The organism is Nocardia mexicana NBRC 108244 (genome assembly GCF_001613165.1).
Classification (GTDB): Bacteria; Actinomycetota; Actinomycetes; order Mycobacteriales; family Mycobacteriaceae; genus Nocardia; species Nocardia mexicana.
The window spans coordinates 91,929-104,941 of sequence record NZ_BDBV01000035.1 but is presented as its reverse complement, the minus strand read 5'-3'; the positions used below and the strand labels follow the sequence as shown (position 1 = coordinate 104,941).

Here is a 13,013-nt window from a genome sequence, read left to right as displayed (position 1 = left end):
GTGTTTCCGATGCACAAGCTCCCCCTGGCCATCTGGGCCCTGGTCATAGCCGCCTTCGCCATGGGCGCCGACGAGTTCGTCGTCGCCGGTGTGGTGGAGGAGATAGCCCGCTCCCTCGATGTATCCCTCGGCGCCGTAGGCAGATTCGAGAGCGCCTACGCCCTGGGCGTCGCCATCGGCGCCCCGCTGTTCACCGCCATCGGCAGCCGGGTCAGCCGGCGCTTCATGCTGCTGGCGACCACCGGCGTCTTCCTCGCCGGAAATGCCGTGTCGCTGTTCGGTCCCGACTACGAGACGATCCTGGCCGGCCGCATCGTCGCCGCGCTGGCACACGGCGCGTTCTTCGGCATCGCCGCCCTGTTCGCCGCCGAACTCGTCGCGCAGCGACTACAGGGCCGCGCCATCGCCACGGTCTTCGCCGGATCCACGGCGGCCACGATTCTCGGCGCACCCATCGGCGCGGTGGTCGGCAGGGCACTGGGCTGGAGGGCCACCTTCGGCACGCTGGTGGTGTTCGGCGTGATCGCCGCGATCGGCCTACTGCTCCTGCTGCCCAAGGGAATCGGGCGCGGCAGGGCCCGCGCCGTCGTCCAGGAGACCGGCGGCCACCATGAGCACTCCCCTGCTCTACACGACGACCCGAGCGGCCACACCCGCGACGATGCCGATCTCGATGCCCATGCTCGAATGCATATGGCGTCCGGCGGCAGCGCTCCGCTCCGCGAGCAGTTGCGCGCGCTGCGCCGTCCCGCCGTCCTCCTCGGCCTGCTGACCACGCTGCTCGGTTACGGCGGTGTGTTCACCAGCTACGTGTATCTCGCCCCGCAGCTCACCGAGGCCACCGGCGTGAGCGCGGCCTGGGTCACCCCGATGTTCCTGCTCTTCGGGATCGGCCTGTTCGCGGGCAACCAGCTGGGCGGCAAGCTGGCGGACCGGAATCTTCCACTGGCACTGGTTGTTTCGATCGGATCCCTGGCGGCCGTGCTGTTCGCCATGACCCTGCTGATCCGCAATCCCTTCACCGCGGTGATCGGGATCCTCGCCTACGGCGTGGCCGCCTTCTCGGTGGTCGCCCCGCTCCAGCTGCGGGTCATGCAGAAGGCCGGGGACGCACCGGATATCGCCTCGGCGTCCAATATCTCCGCCTTCACCCTCGGCTCGGCCCTGGGCATCTGGCTCGGCGGCGCGGCCATCGACGGCGGACTGGGCGTCACCTCGGTCAACTGGGTCGGCGGCACCATAGCCGCCAGCGGCCTGGTCCTGACCCTGGTCTCCCTGTGGCTGGACCGGGTAATCACCCCCGAGCCGTTCGAGAGCCGGCCGGTCCACCTCACCCACCACCACTGAGGCGCGAAACAGCACGCTTTTGGCCGGGATCCATTCACGCAGTGTGGATTCCGGCCAAAGCGTGCCGGAACTACGGGGAGGGTGCGTGGCCGATCAGGCCAGGTTCGCGCTCGTGATGGTGACGGGCGCGGTGGGCTCTCCATCGCCCGGGGCGCGGTCGCTGGGAGTTATTCCGGCGGCGACGATTCCGTCCAGCACCTCCATACCGCTCACGACCCGGCCCAGGACCGAGTAGTTCGGCGGGATGTTGGCGAAGGAATGGACGATGAAGAATTCGCTGCCGTTGGTGCCCGGGCCCTGATTGCCCATGGCCACCGTGCCGCGGCCGTAGGTTTCGGTGCCGTCGACCTCGTCCGGGAAACCGTAACCGGGGCCGCCCTTTTCGACCTCGTAGAGGTCTCCGCACTGGAGCACGCCCAGCCGGGCGTTGTCGGTCAGCCGCCAGCACCGGCTCTGGTCGTAGAAGCGCTGCAGCACCAGGCTCGCCATGTTCTGCACGGCGCACGGCGCGGCCCCGGCCCGGTCCAGGCGCACGGTGACCGGGCCGGAACCGAAGTGGAACGTGACATCCACGGTGCCGACGGCCGGGGCGATCGGCGGCGGTGGCAGTACCGGCCGGGCCGCCGGATTGCCAGGGGTCGGCGTATAGGAGCACAACACCACCGGCGGCCCGGCCGAGGCCGTGGCGGCACCCGCAACCAAGCCCGATAACGACAGGACGGCAATGGCCAGCGCGGCAGCCCAACGCGATCTCATAGTCGCAACCTAATCGAGTCCGCCCGACTTCGTCGGCGGATCTCGGCGGCCGTTGCCCGCGGACCTCGGGTGCGTTACGCGCGGCGCACCTCGGTGGCGTCACACGGCCGACCCCGGTGGCGTCACGCGGCCGACCTCGGTCGCATTGCGCGCGGCGGACCTAGATCGCGTTACGCGCCGCGGACCTAGATCGCGTTACGCGCCGCAGGCCCTACGCGGCGTCACGCGCGGCCGACCTCGGTGGCGTCACACGCGGCCGACCTAGATCGCGTTGCGCGCGGCGGGCCTAGGTCGCATTGCGCGCGGTTCCTCGATGCGCCGGAACGGTCGTGGGGTCCTCCGGCCAGGCGTGTTTCGGGTAGCGGCCGCGCAGCTCCGCACGAACCTGCGGCCAGCCCGTGCGCCAGAACGACGACAGGTCGGCGGTCACCGCGATGGGCCGCCGGGCGGGCGACAGCAGGTGCAGGACGGGCGATACGCGGCCGTCGGCGAGGCGCGGCGGGTCGGTCCAGCCGAAGATCTCCTGCACCTTCACCGCGAGGACGGGCTGGTCCGCGGAGTAGTCGACCCGGACGCGGCTCCCGGAGGGCACCGGAATGCGTTCCGGCGCAAGCTCGTCGAGCCGCGCGGCCGCGGGCCACGGCAGCAGCCGCCGCAGGGCGAGCCCCGCGTCGATGCGCTCCAGGTCGGCGCGGCGGCGCGCGGTGGCGAGTTCGGGCGCCAGCCAGCCGTCGAGATCCGCCAGCAGCGCCGTATCGTCCACCGGTGGCCACGGTGCGCCGAGGGTGCGATGCAGGAATTCCAGCCTCTGACGCAGCCCGCGGGCCTCGTCGTCCCAACGGAGCAGGTCGAGCCCGGCCGCGCCGAGACCCCGGCGCAGGGCCCGGCCGACCAGGGCCGGATCGGGATCGCGTAACGGCCGCTCCGACAACACGATCGCGCCGAGCCGCTCCACCCGGCGCGCGACCACATCGCCGTCGACCCAGTCCACCTCGTCGGCACGCACGAGCAGCGCCGGCGCGGCACGGCGGGCGAGCGCTTCATCGGCGGTGGCGGCCAAGCGGATTCGCCCCTCGGAACGGCCCGGGTCGCGGGTCGCCACGGCCACGGCCAGCCACTGCGAGTCGGTCAGCCCGGCGCCCGGCGGGAGTGTCACCGCGGTCCCGCCCGCCGTGAGGTAACTGGCGGAACCCGGCGCCCGTCGCCGCGCCAGCCGCTCGGGATAGGCCAGCGCGGCAATCAGCGCCGGATCCTCGGAATCTGCTGGTGCGCCCGCTGTTTCACCGACGAGCCGGGCGAGACGGTCGGCCTCCCGCCGCCAGCGCGGGGGCCGCTCCGACCGCAGTGCCCGCAGAGCGGCGACCAGATCGGTGGCCGGTGCCGACGCTTCGTCGTCGAGCAGCGCGACCACCTCGGCGGCCGCGCGCGCCCCCACCTCGGCCGCACCGTCGAGCAGCGCGCGGGCCAGCCGCGGATGCAACCCCAGCCCGGCCATCCTGCGCCCGCGCTCGGTGATACCGCCCGAGCCGTCCAGTGCTCCGAGCGCCGTCAATACCTCATGTCCGGCCGCCAGCGCCCCCGGGGCGGGCGCGTCCCACCACGCGAGCCCGCTTCCGTCCGGCGTGCCCCAGCACGCCAATTCCAGTGCGAGCCTGGTCAAGTCGGCGGTGCGAATCTCCGGCTCCGGATAGGCGGGCAGCGTGCTGTGCTCGTGCTCGGGCCAGCACCGCCACACCCGGCCGGGCGCCTCCCGGCCCGCGCGCCCGGCACGCTGCTCCGCCACCGCCGCCGACACGCGCACCGTGGCCAGGCCCGACATCCCCCGGCGGTGATCCATGCGCGGCACCCGGGCGACTCCGGAGTCCACGACGGCGCGCACTCCGGGCACGGTCAGGCTGGATTCGGCGACGGCCGTGGACAAGACGATCCGGCGCCGCGTGCCGGGACGCAGTGCCGCGTCCTGCGCCGCGGCCGACAGCCGTCCGTGCAGCGGGAGCACGTCCACGGCGGTGAGATCGCCGAGTTGTTGTGCCACACGCCGGATTTCGGCCGCGCCCGGCAGAAAGACCAGGACGTCACCATCGGTCCGGGTGAGCGCGGCCCGGACGGCACGGGTGACGTGGGCCTCGAGCCGTTCCCCCTTGATCGGCGCGACGTAGTCGATCTCCACCGGATGGGTCGTACCGCGCGCCCGCAACACGGGTGCGGGCGCTTCGGGACCGAGTAGTTCCGCGAGCCGGTCCGCGGCGACCGTGGCCGATGTCGCGAGCACCCGCAGATCCGGACGCAGGCCCGCGCGGGCATCGAGCAGCAGCGCGAGCAGCAGATCGGCATCGAGGTGCCGCTCGTGGCATTCGTCGAGCACGACCGCATCGACACCGGCCAGTTCCGGATCGCTCTGCAATCGGCGCACCAGCAGGCCGGAGGTGACGACCTCGATCCGGGTTTCGCGTCCCACCCGCCGGTCGCCGCGCACCGAGTACCCGACGGTGGCCCCGACGGGCTCCCCGAGCAGGGCGGCCATCCGGGCCGCGGCGGCACGGGCGGCCAGCCGCCGCGGCTCCGCCACCAGCACCCGCCCCTGACCACCCGCACCCAGCGCGAGCGGAACCAGGGTCGTCTTGCCCGTCCCCGGCGGCGCCACCAGCACGGCCGTCCCCCGCTCGGCGAGCGTGCCGACGACCTCGTCGAGCACCGCGCGGACGGGTAGATCAGGCAGTTCGGGCAGCATCATTGCCGACCGGTCTGCAAGAGGGACCGCTCCCTCGGCTCTTCCCGGCGGGGTCGCAGACCAGGTCGCACACCGTGTGCGCGGGCGTCGACGTATTCGGCGGTGAAGGTGCCCTGGTAGCCGAAGATCGGGCCGATGATCGGGTTGGTCACCCGCACCCGGATGCGGAACCGGCCCAGGGTGTCGTCGAAGGATTCGCGGACCTCGGCGCAGCCGTGCAGACCGGCGGGCAACCGTAATCCCCACGGGCCCTTGCGCAATCGCAGATCGCCCGAGCGGATCAGCAGCGAACCGTCCGGCTCGGCCGACAGGTGCAACTCGGAAGCGAGGTGCTGATGGGTGCCCAGGTAGTCGACGATCCGGTCGCGGCGTGGGTCCAGGACCATCTGCGCGTCGAAGCGCCGGATGTCGCCGGGAAACGCGAAGGTGCGCACGAACGACACCGTCTCCCGGCCGAAACTGTCCCGGTAGGGGATGTTTTCGATGGTGAAGGGGATATCGGTGCCGGTCCGCGGCAGCAGGATGTTGCGGGTGGCGCCGAGCGCGAGGAACGGCTGGACCAGGCGCCGCCCGTGCCAGACGTGTTCCATCACACCGGTGCCCAGGCAGCCCTCGTTGCCGTCGAGGCCGACCGAGAAGCGACGGCGCAACTGCGGATGCAGGCGATCGAAATCGGCCCCGAGGACCGTCCGGAACATCGAGGTCACGACGTACCCTCCAACTCGTGCAGCAGCGCCGGGGCGGTCACCCGGGCCGGTGGCGTGCGCAGGCAGCGCCGCGCCGCGGGGGTCGCGGGGCCGGGCGGCGTCAGCACAGCCGCGGCGGCACACCCCGCGAGCGCCGCCGACCACAGGACGGACGGATCGGAAACACACAGTGCCACAACGACTGCCGCGACAATCGCCCCGCGAATCAGCAACTCGAACACGGCGTACAGCAGCGAGCGGCGCGGCGAGACGCCGCGTTCGCACCACAGCCGCAGCCGATCGAAGGACCATGCGGTGGCCCAGCCCATGACCGGGCGGAAGACCCGATCCGCGACCGCACCGAATCGACCCCAGCGCACGCGGTAGCCGTACCCGGTGTAGAAGCGAATTCCGTTGGGGGTGGGGATATATCGCCAGTAGCCGCTGCCCTCCTCGATGAGCGAGAGCCGGTCGGCGGAGGCGAACCGCAGGGCGGAGGTGCGGCTGCCGTCCGGCCGCTCGCGGTCGCCCGCGCTGGTCCCGGTGCCCGCGATCGGACGGAACGGCAGCAGGCGGGTCGCGTAACGGAAGTGCTGTGGCTGCCCGGGTTCTCTTGGGAGATAGTCGATCTCGGTGAAGCGCAGATCCCAGCGGCGATGTTCTTCCGGGTTCTGGGTGCGTTCCCACAGCAGGTCCATCTCGGCGTGGACGCGGGTCTCGATGTAGAGATTGTTCACGATCTGTCCTCGGCATTCAGATATCGGTCGACGGCGTCGTCGTCGGCCGAGCTGGGCTCCAGCAGGCGTTCGCTGAGAACGGGGACGGGGCGATCGGCCCAGGCGGGGGCCTCCCCCTCGGCGGGCAGCAGTTCGTGGCGCGCGGCGAACCGTTCCGCGAGGTCGCGCATCGACTCGCGCAGCGCGCCGACCGCCACCCCTTCGGCGATGCCCGTCAGTTCCTCCAGCAGCGCGCGGACCTGGTCGAGCTGATCGGCCTCGGTGCTGCCCTGCTGGATCCGCGGCCACAGCGTTCGCTCGAAGACCTCGGCGAAATCCGCCGCGATCTCGTCCGTGCGGGCACGCAGCCGGGCGAACTGATCCAGGACATCGGTCACCGGGATGTCGAGCTCCGCGACCCGCAGCCCACTGGCCAGCGCCCACCGCCGGGCCTGCGGCCTGCCGCGCTGCCAGCGGATCAGCCCGAGCCGAGTCGCCTTGCGCAGCAACGCCGGTCGCAGATCCTTGGCCTTGATGACGGTGCGGATCTCGCGCAAGCCCAGCGGCACCCAGTCCTCCGGCCCTCCGGGCAGCGCGAGCAGGTCGGCCACGCTCGCGCCCTGCGCGCGAGCGGCGAGCAGCGCGGCGATGGAGGCCAGCGAGAACCCCCGGTCCTGCAAGCGCTGCACCAGTTCCATGCGCTCCAGGTGCGAGGTGTCGTAGCGCGCCGTGCGGCCTGCGCGGCGCGGGGCATGCAGCAGCCCCTTCGTCTGATACATCCGCACGGTGCTGGTGGGAACACCGGCCCGGGCAGCCAGACTCTCGACGGTGAACTCGACCTCGCGCATGCCCTCACCATTCCAGCATGCAATCGTCGAGTCAATACTCTTCTAATAAATGCTCGAATCCTCCATCTGCGCCCATCGGACGATGCACTGGGCAATTTCATAGCAATCACACGCGCCCGGCCGTACCGTTTGGGTATGACCGACTCTCCCGAGTTGTTGCCCGCGCTGCCGCTGCAGTCCTGGCGGCCCACCAAGGAGACGCTGCATCGGTACGCGCAGATCGTCGGCAAGGTCGCCCTCGCCGCGGGCATCCGCCGCAATCACTGGTGGCATATGACCTACCGGCTCACCGCACGCGGCTGGACCACCGTGCCGCTGGGCACCGCGCACGACGGGCCCGTATTCACCTGTGCCTTCGACTTTTTCGACGATGTGCTGCGAATCGCCACCGACCGGGGGACCGAGGCGGAGATCGACCTGCCCCGGCAGTCGGTGGCCACGTTCTACCGGGACGTGATGCGCAGCCTATCCGATCTGGGCGTGAATGTCGTTCTCCCCCACCCGCATCCGTTCGATCTCCCGGATGCGCACCGGCCGTTCGAGGACGATACCGAGCACGCGGACTACGACCCGGCCCGGGCACGCGCGGCGTTCCGGGTGACCAGCCAGGTGGGACGCATCCTCGAGGAGTTCAGCGCCACCTATTCCGGCAAGATCAGCCCGGTCCAATTGTTCTGGCACACCTTCGATCTCGCGGTGCAGCGATTCTCCGAGCGGCACGTCGAACTGTCGGCGGACGTCGACTCGGTCACCCGTGAGTCGTATTCGCGCGAGGAGATCAGCGCCGGATTCTGGTTCGGCGACGACAAGGTGCCCGAGCCGACGTTCTACTCCTACGCCGCACCGGAGCCGCCCGGCCTCGCCGACCGGCCGCTGCCCGAGGGCGCGCGCTGGGTGTCGGCGGGGTCCGGGCACTCGGCCTACTACGCCTACGACGAGGCCCGCCGGACCCCGGACCCGGTCCGCGCGGCGCTGGCGTTCTTCCAGTCCGTCTACGCGTCGGCCGCCGAACTCGACGGCTGGGATGCCGCCCAGCTCGCCTGCTGGAACGGCATCACCGACCCCGTACTGGAACACCGGAACCCACGCTGGCCGGAATGGCCCGCGTAGGCCGTGGCGTTCAGGACTCCTCGGGGCTCCAGGTGGCGATCGACCGGATCACCACGATGTCGAGGGCGATGGCGGAGATACACAGCAATCATCCAGCGTTCGCCCGGATCGGCTAGGTGAGGTAGCGGTCGGCCAGCTTCGCGAAATCGTCCAGGGCGCGCAGCGATTCCGATTCCGGGACGGTCGGGAGCGCGAAGGTCACCCGCTCCACGCCGCGCTCGGCGTAGGCGTCCAGGACCGCCGGATCGGGGACGACGGGTGTCACGGAGACGGGCAGGTCCGCGCGAAGCAGGGCGAGCTGCGCGGGCACCGACGCCGCATCGGGAACCCCGTTGGGGATCCAGCCGACGCCGTGGCGGACCGCGCGCTCGGCCGCGGCCTCGCCGCCACCGATGTAGATCGGCGGGTGCGGCTGCTGCACGGGTTTCGGCCACGCGTACATCGGATCGAAGTTCACGAAGCGGCCGTGGTACTCGGCCTCGTCCTTCGCCCAGATCTCCCGGATGGCCTCGAGCTGCTCGTCGAGCAGGGCGCCGCGGGTGCGGGGGTCGGTCCCGTGATCGGCCATCTCCTCGCGGTTCCAGCCGACGCCCACGCCGAAGACGGCGCGGCCGTTCGAGAGCCGGTCGAGGGTCGCGACCTCCTTCGCGGTGTGGATGACGTCGCGCTGGATCAGCAGCGTGACCCCCGTGCCGAGGATCAATCGCTCGGTGACGGCCGCGACGGCGCCGAGCACGACGAACGGATCCAGGGTGCGGTAGTAGACCCGCGGCAGCTCCCCGCCGCCCGGATACGGCGACTCCCGGCTGACGGGAATGTGCGAATGCTCGGCCAGAAACAGCGATTCGAACCCGCGTTCCTCCAGCGCACGCCCCAATTTCGGCCCGCTGATGCCCTCGTCGGTGATGAAGGTATTGATCCCGATCTTCATATGAAGCCGAACCCCGAGCGCGCCCGCGAGTATTCCGCAAACCGGTAATCCGGCACACTAGTCCTCCCGGAATGCCGGGCGCAGAGCATCCCAAACCTGTTTCTGGAAGGCATGAATGACGCCCTCGGGGCCGTTCATGAGCGGGCCGGGCTCGTAGTAGCCGGACTCCAGGCCGCGCTGCACCCGTTCCATCACCTCGATGTCCTCGTCCACGCCCTGCCCGAACAGGACGGCGTTCATCTCGCCGACCGGTCCGGCCGGAAGGTCCGGCCGCAGGTACGTGCGGGCGACGGTACGCGTGGTGCCGGGACCGGTGGGCTCGAGCCGGAGGATGTGCTCGCCGACGTATCCGCTGACGACAATCGTGTTGGGCCACAACGTGTACTGGGCATACCCGTACTGGCTGCCGGACTTGCCCGCGGGGAACTTCGCCTGCCACTTCGCCGTCAGATGCTGGCCGACGACCATCCCGAACTTTCCCCGGGTATTGAGTTCGTAGTCGAAATCGGCACCGGTGACGGCGCAGATCGTCTGCGGATGGATCGTCGGGCAGTGATAGCACTCATTGGCGTTGTCCACCACGAGCTTCCAGTTCGCACGCACGTCGGCGCGGTCCTCCGTGCCGGTCGTCAGCGGCGTCGGGCCGCCGTCCGCAGCGGCGAACGGAAAGTCGTATCCGGCGCGCGCCATCATGTCCGGCATGTCACCGAGCTGGTCGAGCAGCGACTCCTGCGGTTCGAGGCAGACGAAGACGATGCCGCCGAACACGTCCACCGCGACGGGCCGCAGGCCCAGCGTGTCCGCGGGGGGCAGGTCGCCCTGGTCGCGGTGCGGAATCCCCTTCAGCGACCCGTCCAGCGAATAGGTCCATCCGTGGTAGGCGCACTGCAGGCTGCGGCAGTTGCCGCTGCCGGTGGCGATCACGTTGGCGCGGTGCCTGCACACGTTGACGAATGCCCGCAGCGTGTCGTCCCGCCCGCGCAGCACCACCACCGGGACGCCCGCGACATCGGTCGTCAGATAGTCGCCCGGGTCGCGCAGTTCGCCCACGATACCGACGGCCTGCCAGGCCCGGTTCAGGAGCAGCCGCTTCTCCAGCCGATGCAGTTCCGGGTCGTGGTAGAACGCCGACGGCAGGGCGTGGCGGCGGCCGAGCAGCCGGTCCACCTCCTCCGGGTCGATGGAGCCGACTCCCCCGGCGAGTTGATTCACCTTGTGCGGCATGGCTTCTCCTCCTCTTGGCGCTGGTGCCGGACGGGGGCCCGGCTGCCATCACCGTAGGAGGAAAATGAGACACACATGTCTCACTTACCGCGGTGACCGCTAACCTCGGTGCGTGCGCGTGGATGCGGCGGACAACCGCGAACGGATCATCGAGGCCTACCTGCGGCTGGTCGCCCCGGCGAATCCGGATCCGCGGATGGACGATGTCGCGACGACGGCGGGCTTGGCGCGCGGCACGCTCTACCGGCACTTCAGCGACCGCAACGCCCTGCGGCGCGCGGCACACATCCGCGTGCTGGACGACACGGAGCAACTGATGCGCGACGTGGTCGAGAGGAGGGAGCCGGTCGACCAGGCACTGTCCGCCGTCGTCCGCGAGAGCTTCGACCGGGTGCGGCTGCTGCAACTGCTGACCAGCCACCAGGACTATTTCGACCACCGGATAGCCCGCCGCTGGACGAGATGGAAACGCCCGCTGATCGACCTGGTGCGCACCGCGCAGGACCGCGGCGACCTGCGTGCCGACCAGCCCGCCGACTGGCTCGTCGACACGCTGCTGTGGATCGTCTACGCCATCGGCATGAGCGGTACGCCCTCGGCGCATCGCGACCCGGCGGGCGCCGCCCTCTCCCTGTTCTTCGACGGCGCCCGCCGCCGCTGAGCCGGAACCCGAAGAGCCCGAATGGATCACGATCCTCGTGACGACGGATGGTTCCGGGATTACGCTGCACAGGATGAGGTTCACTACGGCCTGTGCCGTACTGCTCGGCGCCGCACTCGTGAGCGGTTGTTCGAGCGAGACGACCGATTCCCCGGTCCCCGCACCGACTTCGGCGCCCGCGGTGAGCACGGAAAGCTCCCCGGCATCGCAGCAACCTGCGTTCGCGCATCCCTGCGATATCCCCGACGCGACGCTGAGCGCCGCCGGTATCGACCCCTCCACCCGGAAACACGCGGACAGCACCATGAACGGGCAGTTCTACTCGATCTGCCAATTTCCGAATTCGGGCACCGGCCTGTTCTCCGGCGCCGCGACCCTCGACGCCGTGCGTGTCGAACCCAAGGGCGTCGCGCGGGACGCCACCGTCAACACCCGCCCGGCCCTCGTCATCGAGATGGAGGGCGGATGCAGGGTGGCGCTGAAGACGACCGGCGGCATCTTCATGGTCGGCGTCGAGAGCTTCCTCGAGCCGGTGTGTGACCGCGCCGAGCGCATCGCTACTGCGCTCGAGCCCGTCGTCGGCCGATAACCGGCAAGTGGAGCAGTCCGCACCTGTCGGAAGTTGTCGGTCCGGCTCGATAGCGTGCCCGGTATGGATGGAACGGATGCCGAAATCGTCGACCCGCGACCGCAATTCGGGCGAGCCCTGGACCAGGCCGGGCGGCTGGTCCGCGCCGTGCGGCCCGGGGAACTCGCCGAGCCCACCCCCTGTACCGAATACGACGTTCGCGCGTTGTGCGGTCATATGACCGGCGTCCTGCACAAGCTCGCGCGCCTCGGTGCCGGGCAGAGCGCCGCGGGGCTACCCGATGTCGCCGATATCGGTGACGACTGCGCCGGAGCGTTCGAAGGGGCCCGTGCCGAGGTCGAGCACGTCTGGCAGCACGATGCGGTACTCGACCGAACGATCACGCTGCCGTGGGCGACGCTGCCGGGCCGGGACACGCTCACGGCCTACACCCACGAATTCACCGTGCACTCCTGGGATCTCGCCCACGCGACGTCCCGGCTCGCCGGGCTGGACCCGGATCTCGCCGCGGCGGCGCTCGCCTGGTTCAGCCGCTACGTGCCGTCCGAGGCCCGCGACGAGGAGGCGGGCAAGTTCGGCCCGGCCGTGCGGATCTCCGGCGACGCCGACATCTACACGCGATTGGCCGCCTATGTGGGCCGTCGGCCGTGAGGGTCAGCGAGTCTTGAACGACCTGCGGAGGGCGGCGCGGTCTTCCCAGGAATCCGCGCCCGGGCCCTTGGCCATATCGGCGAAGAAGCTGTCGTGCCGGACGAAGAAGGCCGCCCGCTCCTCGTCGGTCATCCCCGCCACGTGCTCGAGGCCCTCGAAGTAGCCCTCACGCGCGGCACCGGGCGCGAACAGCATCAGAAAATCCGCGGGCTCCCCGGAGATATTGCCGAACGAATGCACGCCGCCGGGCGGAATGTAGAGGTAGTCGCCCTGGGCGGCGTCGAACCAGCGTTCGCCGTCGAAGACGTGGATCTCTCCCGACAGCACGTAGAACGACTCGGACATCGTCTTGTGGAAATGCGTGCTGGTGCCTCCCACGGCCGGTCCCATGTGGTTCTTGTAGAGCCCGAACAGCCCGTTCGTGGACAACCTGGTGGACAGGTAGTGGAAGGTGCTGTCGCCGGAGGTGTAGTCCGGCGGGCTGTCGGCGGCGCGGAAGCTCGCGGAGACCTCGCCCTCGTCACAGTCGTAGAGGATCTCCGGGTAGTCGGGAGACAGGAAAGACACGGCACTCCTAAGGTCGTTCGCTGATACCCGACCCTACCAATCGGATGCATTCGAAAGCCATTGTGCCAAAACCATTTTGACGATAAGGCCGCATTGTTGCCGTAGCGTCAACGACCCGGTTTCCGCAACGTCAACCTCGCCTTTCCACTGCGTCGACTCGGGCGGAACGGCCGACCGCCCGCGGATACGATCCGCG

13 protein-coding genes are annotated in these 13,013 nt (G+C 70.2%); 5 read left to right on the top strand and 8 right to left on the bottom strand.

Annotated elements, in window-relative coordinates; translation table 11 throughout:
* Positions 1-9 precede the first annotated feature (9 nt).
* Complete coding sequence (locus NM1_RS14615) at positions 10-1,347, top strand: MFS transporter (RefSeq protein ID WP_114699737.1); 1,338 nt, start codon at positions 10-12, stop codon at positions 1,345-1,347.
* A gap of 93 nt (positions 1,348-1,440) precedes the next feature.
* On the opposite strand, the gene NM1_RS14610 is transcribed toward NM1_RS14615, so the two are convergent.
* The 5 genes from NM1_RS14610 to NM1_RS14590 form a co-directional block, all read right to left on the bottom strand.
* Positions 1,441-2,103 carry a peptidylprolyl isomerase gene (locus tag NM1_RS14610; protein ID WP_068019702.1) on the bottom strand — a complete coding sequence of 221 codons (663 nt, stop codon included), beginning with the start codon at positions 2,101-2,103 and terminating at the stop codon, positions 1,441-1,443.
* A 286-nt stretch (positions 2,104-2,389) separates the two neighbouring features.
* Positions 2,390-4,837 carry an ATP-dependent helicase HrpB gene (gene hrpB / locus NM1_RS14605; RefSeq protein WP_174556875.1) on the bottom strand — a complete coding sequence of 816 codons (2,448 nt, stop codon included), beginning with the start codon at positions 4,835-4,837 and terminating at the stop codon, positions 2,390-2,392.
* Positions 4,834-5,532 (bottom strand): DUF4166 domain-containing protein, encoded by a 699-nt coding sequence (locus tag NM1_RS14600; protein WP_246011564.1) that lies wholly within the window; start codon positions 5,530-5,532, stop codon positions 4,834-4,836. Before NM1_RS14600 ends, hrpB begins: the two co-directional genes overlap by 4 nt.
* A 5-nt stretch (positions 5,533-5,537) precedes the next feature.
* Positions 5,538-6,257 (bottom strand): hypothetical protein, encoded by a 720-nt coding sequence (locus tag NM1_RS14595; RefSeq protein ID WP_211339484.1) that lies wholly within the window; start codon positions 6,255-6,257, stop codon positions 5,538-5,540.
* On the bottom strand, positions 6,254-7,084 hold the full coding sequence (locus NM1_RS14590) for a MerR family transcriptional regulator (protein WP_068019699.1): 831 nt from the start codon (positions 7,082-7,084) through the stop codon (positions 6,254-6,256). The genes NM1_RS14595 and NM1_RS14590 overlap by 4 nt, the downstream gene beginning before the upstream one ends.
* Positions 7,085-7,219: 135 nt before the next feature.
* Between NM1_RS14590 and NM1_RS14585 the strand changes: the two genes are divergently transcribed.
* Entirely contained in the window at positions 7,220-8,194 is a 975-nt protein-coding gene (locus NM1_RS14585) for a DUF5996 family protein (protein ID WP_068019697.1), read from the top strand.
* 112 nt (positions 8,195-8,306) lie between these two features.
* Here the strand turns inward: NM1_RS14585 and NM1_RS14580 are convergent, their stop codons facing one another.
* Positions 8,307-9,125, bottom strand: a complete 819-nt coding sequence (locus NM1_RS14580; protein WP_068019695.1) for an LLM class F420-dependent oxidoreductase — start codon at positions 9,123-9,125, stop codon at positions 8,307-8,309.
* Positions 9,126-9,182: 57 nt separating this feature from the next.
* A complete protein-coding gene (locus tag NM1_RS14575) occupies positions 9,183-10,349 on the bottom strand; it encodes an aromatic ring-hydroxylating oxygenase subunit alpha (protein WP_068019693.1) in 1,167 nt (388 codons plus the stop codon).
* A 112-nt stretch (positions 10,350-10,461) separates the two neighbouring features.
* Here NM1_RS14575 and NM1_RS14570 point away from each other — a divergent pair, with 112 nt between their 5' ends.
* The 3 genes from NM1_RS14570 (at position 10,462) to NM1_RS14560 (ending at position 12,250) form a co-directional block, all read left to right on the top strand.
* Positions 10,462-11,010 (top strand): TetR/AcrR family transcriptional regulator, encoded by a 549-nt coding sequence (locus NM1_RS14570; protein WP_068019691.1) that lies wholly within the window; start codon positions 10,462-10,464, stop codon positions 11,008-11,010.
* A gap of 73 nt (positions 11,011-11,083) precedes the next feature.
* Positions 11,084-11,599, top strand: a complete 516-nt coding sequence (locus tag NM1_RS14565; RefSeq protein ID WP_084519617.1) for a DUF3558 domain-containing protein — start codon at positions 11,084-11,086, stop codon at positions 11,597-11,599.
* Positions 11,600-11,662: 63 nt separating this feature from the next.
* Positions 11,663-12,250, top strand: coding sequence for a TIGR03086 family metal-binding protein (locus NM1_RS14560; RefSeq protein WP_068019684.1), 588 nt, complete (start codon positions 11,663-11,665; stop codon positions 12,248-12,250).
* 3 nt (positions 12,251-12,253) lie between these two features.
* Here the strand turns inward: NM1_RS14560 and NM1_RS14555 are convergent, their stop codons facing one another.
* Entirely contained in the window at positions 12,254-12,817 is a 564-nt protein-coding gene (locus tag NM1_RS14555) for a cupin domain-containing protein (protein WP_068019682.1), read from the bottom strand.
* Positions 12,818-13,013: the final 196 nt, after the last annotated feature.

Coding starts and splice junctions, on each gene's coding strand:
- NM1_RS14615 (WP_114699737.1), top strand. CDS start 10: ATGCACAAGCTCCCCCTGGCCATCTGGGCCCTGGTCATAGCCGCCTTC.
- NM1_RS14610 (WP_068019702.1), bottom strand. CDS start 2,103: ATGAGATCGCGTTGGGCTGCCGCGCTGGCCATTGCCGTCCTGTCGTTA.
- hrpB (WP_174556875.1), bottom strand. CDS start 4,837: ATGATGCTGCCCGAACTGCCTGATCTACCCGTCCGCGCGGTGCTCGAC.
- NM1_RS14600 (WP_246011564.1), bottom strand. CDS start 5,532: ATGTTCCGGACGGTCCTCGGGGCCGATTTCGATCGCCTGCATCCGCAG.
- NM1_RS14590 (WP_068019699.1), bottom strand. CDS start 7,084: ATGCGCGAGGTCGAGTTCACCGTCGAGAGTCTGGCTGCCCGGGCCGGT.
- NM1_RS14585 (WP_068019697.1), top strand. CDS start 7,220: ATGACCGACTCTCCCGAGTTGTTGCCCGCGCTGCCGCTGCAGTCCTGG.
- NM1_RS14580 (WP_068019695.1), bottom strand. CDS start 9,125: ATGAAGATCGGGATCAATACCTTCATCACCGACGAGGGCATCAGCGGG.
- NM1_RS14575 (WP_068019693.1), bottom strand. CDS start 10,349: ATGCCGCACAAGGTGAATCAACTCGCCGGGGGAGTCGGCTCCATCGAC.
- NM1_RS14565 (WP_084519617.1), top strand. CDS start 11,084: ATGAGGTTCACTACGGCCTGTGCCGTACTGCTCGGCGCCGCACTCGTG.
- NM1_RS14560 (WP_068019684.1), top strand. CDS start 11,663: ATGGATGGAACGGATGCCGAAATCGTCGACCCGCGACCGCAATTCGGG.